2 rRNA genes are annotated in these 5,842 nt (G+C 58.5%); both read left to right on the top strand.

Annotation, left to right across the window (positions count from 1 at the left end):
* Window positions 1–742: 742 nt before the first annotated feature.
* Window positions 743–2,259, top strand: a 16S ribosomal RNA gene (locus JNW89_RS25345).
* 370 nt (window positions 2,260–2,629) lie between these two features.
* A 23S ribosomal RNA gene (locus tag JNW89_RS25340) occupies window positions 2,630–5,739 on the top strand.
* The 16S and 23S rRNA genes sit together here, the layout of an rRNA operon.
* Window positions 5,740–5,842: the final 103 nt, after the last annotated feature.

Here is a 5,842-nt window from a genome sequence, read left to right as displayed (position 1 = left end):
GCGCGGATAGTCGCCGCTTGATGGTGTGACGGGGGACGCGCCCGGCCGAGTTGACGATCAACTCGCCGGGCGCGTACCTTTCTCTCTGCCAGCGCGGAACGGACGAAACAGGCGAAAGCCTGCAAGGCCGGAGCGCGGGAATGGTCTGAGGGTCGGCCGGGTTGCTATCCGGTACGGTCCTGGACACCGGGCCCCCGAGGTTTGCGAAAGCCGGTGGGAGTGCGGGAATGACTCCGGGGTCGGATGGGTTGAGTCCCATGTGAGCTTGGACCGGGCGGTGCCCCGAAGACGCTGCGAGGCGGATTTGGTGAGGCGGAGCCGACCGGGTATGGTTCATCGCCGGTAGGGAACCGGGCGAGCGTGCGGGTGACTGCAGCGGCCGGCCTGTCGGAAGCCATGAGGTCAGCGGTGAGAGCCGGTGGTTTTGTGGTGCCCGTAATTGTGGTGGAAGTGGTGCGGATCGCGATAGAGCGGTTTGACACGGCGGATATCAGCGGGTAACGTAGTAAAAGTGCCCGGCGCGGAAAGCGCCGGTCGCGACAAGAGCGAATAGCCCCGGGTCGGGGGTCCTCTTCGGGGGGTTTCCGGGCGGTGTGTGGTTGTTCTTTGAGAACTCAACAGGGTGCTTGTAAAGCCAGTGCCAATTATGATTTATACCCCGGACTGGTCAGGCTTTGTGTCTGGCTGGTTGGGATTCCTTTGGCAACACTTTTGTTGTCAGGACAGTTTTTCGACAAAGTTTTTGTTGGAGAGTTTGATCCTGGCTCAGGACGAACGCTGGCGGCGTGCTTAACACATGCAAGTCGAGCGGAAAGGCCCTTCGGGGTACTCGAGCGGCGAACGGGTGAGTAACACGTGAGCAACCTGCCCTAGGCTTTGGGATAACCCTCGGAAACGGGGGCTAATACCGAATATGACCTGGCCTCGCATGAGGCTTGGTGGAAAGTTTTTCGGCCTGGGATGGGCTCGCGGCCTATCAGCTTGTTGGTGGGGTGATGGCCTACCAAGGCGACGACGGGTAGCCGGCCTGAGAGGGCGACCGGCCACACTGGGACTGAGACACGGCCCAGACTCCTACGGGAGGCAGCAGTGGGGAATATTGCACAATGGGCGGAAGCCTGATGCAGCGACGCCGCGTGAGGGATGACGGCCTTCGGGTTGTAAACCTCTTTCAGCAGGGACGAAGCGTAAGTGACGGTACCTGCAGAAGAAGCGCCGGCCAACTACGTGCCAGCAGCCGCGGTAAGACGTAGGGCGCGAGCGTTGTCCGGATTTATTGGGCGTAAAGAGCTCGTAGGCGGCTTGTCACGTCGACCGTGAAAACTTGGGGCTCAACCCCAAGCCTGCGGTCGATACGGGCAGGCTAGAGTTCGGTAGGGGAGACTGGAATTCCTGGTGTAGCGGTGAAATGCGCAGATATCAGGAGGAACACCGGTGGCGAAGGCGGGTCTCTGGGCCGATACTGACGCTGAGGAGCGAAAGCGTGGGGAGCGAACAGGATTAGATACCCTGGTAGTCCACGCTGTAAACGTTGGGCGCTAGGTGTGGGGGGCCTCTCCGGTTCCCTGTGCCGCAGCTAACGCATTAAGCGCCCCGCCTGGGGAGTACGGCCGCAAGGCTAAAACTCAAAGGAATTGACGGGGGCCCGCACAAGCGGCGGAGCATGCGGATTAATTCGATGCAACGCGAAGAACCTTACCTGGGTTTGACATGGCCGCAAAACTCACAGAGATGTGAGGTCCTTCGGGGGCGGTCACAGGTGGTGCATGGCTGTCGTCAGCTCGTGTCGTGAGATGTTGGGTTAAGTCCCGCAACGAGCGCAACCCTCGTTCGATGTTGCCAGCGCGTTATGGCGGGGACTCATCGAAGACTGCCGGGGTCAACTCGGAGGAAGGTGGGGATGACGTCAAGTCATCATGCCCCTTATGTCCAGGGCTTCACGCATGCTACAATGGCCGGTACAATGGGCTGCGATACCGTGAGGTGGAGCGAATCCCAAAAAGCCGGTCTCAGTTCGGATCGGGGTCTGCAACTCGACCCCGTGAAGTCGGAGTCGCTAGTAATCGCAGATCAGCAACGCTGCGGTGAATACGTTCCCGGGCCTTGTACACACCGCCCGTCACGTCACGAAAGTCGGCAACACCCGAAGCCGGTGGCCCAACCCCTTGTGGGAGGGAGCCGTCGAAGGTGGGGCTGGCGATTGGGACGAAGTCGTAACAAGGTAGCCGTACCGGAAGGTGCGGCTGGATCACCTCCTTTCTAAGGAGCACCTTCACCCGAAAGGGTGCAAGGAGCCCGCGCCATCCGAATGCGATGGTGGGGTGCTCAATGGCGGAGACACTGGTTAGTCGGATGCCGGCAACGGCCCGGACACCTAGTACAGCCACCTCGGTGGTGGGAACGGTTCCTCCTGGTGCGGCTGGGGTTCGGCGTAAAGCACCCTGTTGGGTCCTGAAAGAACAACCCACGGTTGTCTTTCAGAACCATGACCCCACCTGTGGTGGGGGACGGTTGCCAGGCATGACCTGGCCCTGCAAACGGGATCCCTGTGGGGGTCGAGGTGTGGGGCGGATCGGGTTGTGGGTTGGTCGTTTGTTGAGAATTGCACAGTGGACGCGAGCATCTTTGTGGTCAAGTTGTCAAGGGCGAACGGTGGATGCCTTGGCACCAGGAGCCGATGAAGGACGTGGGAGGCCGCGATAGGCCTGGGGGAGCTGTCAACCAAGCTGTGATCCCAGGGTGTCCGAATGGGGAAACCCGGCACCAGTCATGTGGTGTCACCTGCACCTGAACACATAGGGTGTATGGAGGGAACGCGGGGAAGTGAAACATCTCAGTACCCGTAGGAAGAGAAAACAAATTTAGTGATTCCGTGAGTAGTGGCGAGCGAAAGCGGATTGAGGCTAAACCGGCTGCGTGTGATACCTGTCAGGGGTTGCGTGGTCGGGGTTGTGGGACCCTGCTGAACAAGCTGACACTTGTTCGAGAAGTTACAAAGTCAGTGGCTAGCCGAATGGTGTGGAAAAGCCAACCGTAGACGGTGATAGTCCGGTACGTGAAAGTTGCTGACCTTCTGTGGGTGTTCCCGAGTAGCGGCGGACCCCTGAAATCTGCCGTGAATCTGCCAGGACCACCTGGTAAGCCTAAATACTTCCTGGTGACCGATAGCGGACGAGTACCGTGAGGGAATGGTGAAAAGTACCCCGGGAGGGGAGTGAAATAGTACCTGAAACCGTTCGCCTACAATCCGTCGGAGCCTTGCGGGGTGACGGCGTGCCTTTTGAAGAATGAGCCTGCGAGTTAGTGGCATGTGGCGAGGTTAACCCGTGTGGGGGAGCCGTAGCGAAAGCGAGTCTGAATAGGGCGATTCAGTCGCATGCTCTAGACCCGAAGCGGAGTGATCTAGCCATGGGCAGGCTGAAGCGCGGGTAAGACCGCGTGGAGGGCCGAACCCACCAACGTTGAAAAGTTGGGGGATGACCTGTGGTTAGGGGTGAAAGGCCAATCAAACTCCGTGATAGCTGGTTCTCCCCGAAATGCATTTAGGTGCAGCGTCGCGTGTTTCTTGCCGGAGGTAGAGCACTGGATGGTCTAGGGGGCCCACAAGCTTACCGAAATCAGCCAAACTCCGAATGCCGGTAAGTGAGAGCGCGGCAGTGAGACTGCGGGGGATAAGCTTCGTAGTCGAGAGGGAAACAGCCCAGATCACCAGCTAAGGCCCCTAAGCGTGTGCTAAGTGGAAAAGGATGTGGGGTCGCATAGACAACCAGGAGGTTGGCTTAGAAGCAGCCACCCTTTAAAGAGTGCGTAATAGCTCACTGGTCAAGTGGTTCCGCGCCGACAATGTAGCGGGGCTCAAGCACACCGCCGAAGCTGTGGCATTCACATTTCAACCTCGCTTGGACTTGATTCCTTGTGCAGGTGTGTGGATGGGTAGGGGAGCGTCGTGCCGCGGGTGAAGCAGCGGGGTGACCCAGTTGTGGACGCGGCACGAGTGAGAATGCAGGCATGAGTAGCGAAAGAAGGGTGAGAAACCCTTCCGCCGGATGACCAAGGGTTCCAGGGCCAGGCTAATCCGCCCTGGGTGAGTCGGGACCTAAGGCGAGGCCGAGAGGCGTAGTCGATGGACAACGGGTTGATATTCCCGTACCCGCGAAAGAGCGACCCTGACGAACCTCGCTGTGCTAACCACCCGAACCGCCGGAGGTCTTCGGACCGATGGTGGGGAGCGTGGGAACCTGGCGGGTAGTAGTCAAGCGATGGGGTGACGCAGGAAGGTAGCTGAGCCCGGCCGGTGGTTGTGCCGGGGTAAGCGTGTAGGCCGCACCATAGGCAAATCCGTGGTGCATGAAGGCTGAGACGTGATGCCGAGCCGATTCAGGTGAAGTCAGTGATCCTATGCTGCCGAGAAAAGCCTCTAGCGAGTTCTTAGCGGCCCGTACCCCAAACCGACACAGGTGGTCAGGTAGAGAATACCGAGGCGATCGGGCGAACTGTGGTTAAGGAACTCGGCAAATTGCCCCCGTAACTTAGGGAGAAGGGGGGCCGGAGACGTGAAGCCCCACGCGGGTGGAGCGTTGTATGGCCGCAGAGAGCAGGGGGAAGCGACTGTTTACTAAAAACACAGGTCCATGCGAAGAAGTAATTCGATGTATATGGACTGACGCCTGCCCGGTGCTGGAACGTTAAGGGGACCTGTTAGCTCTTCGGGGCGAAGCGGAGAACTTAAGCGCCAGTAAACGGCGGTGGTAACTATAACCATCCTAAGGTAGCGAAATTCCTTGTCGGGTAAGTTCCGACCTGCACGAATGGCGTAACGACTTCCCCACTGTCTCAACCACAGGCCCGGCGAAATTGCATTACGAGTAAAGATGCTCGTTACGCGCGGCAGGACGGAAAGACCCCGGGACCTTTACTATAGCTTGACATTGGTATCCGAATTAGCTTGTGTAGGATAGGTGGGAGCCGATGAAGTCCATACGCCAGTATGGGTGGAGGCAATCTTGAAATACCACTCTGGTTGATTTGGGTATCTAACTTCGGACCGTTATCCGGTTCAGGGACAGTGTCTGGTGGGTAGTTTAACTGGGGCGGTTGCCTCCTAAAGGGTAACGGAGGCGCCCAAAGGTTCCCTCAGCCTGGTTGGCAATCAGGTGTTGAGTGCAAGTACACAAGGGAGCTTGACTGTGAGACTGACAGGTCGAGCAGGGACGAAAGTCGGGACTAGTGATCCGGCACTTGCGAGTGGAAGCGGTGTCGCTCAACGGATAAAAGGTACCCCGGGGATAACAGGCTGATCTTCCCCAAGAGTCCATATCGACGGGATGGTTTGGCACCTCGATGTCGGCTCGTCGCATCCTGGGGCTGTAGCAGGTCCCAAGGGTTGGGCTGTTCGCCCATTAAAGCGGTACGCGAGCTGGGTTTAGAACGTCGTGAGACAGTTCGGTCCCTATCCGCCGTGCGCGTAGGATACTTGAGAAGGGCTGTCCCTAGTACGAGAGGACCGGGACGGACGAACCTCTGGTGTGCCAGTTGTCCCGCCAGGGGCACGGCTGGTTAGCTACGTTCGGAAGGGATAACCGCTGAAAGCATCTAAGCGGGAAGCTCGCTTCAAGATGAGGTATCCMACATCCTTTGGATGGGTAAGGCCCCAGCTAGACGACTGGGTTGATAGGCCGGAAATGTAAGCCCGGTAACGGGTTCAGTTGACCGGTACTAATAGGCCGAGGACTTGACTACAAAGCTGCTACGCGTCCACTGTGCAACTCCCGACAAACGAACAACGACACCAGCGCCAACGCGCGGTGGTTGTTTGACATGTCGATAGAGTTACGGCGGTCAT

This window comes from Micromonospora sp. 4G55 (genome assembly GCF_016803375.1).
Note: the sequence above shows the minus strand (reverse complement) of the source record. Positions and strands in the feature narration are given on the sequence as shown.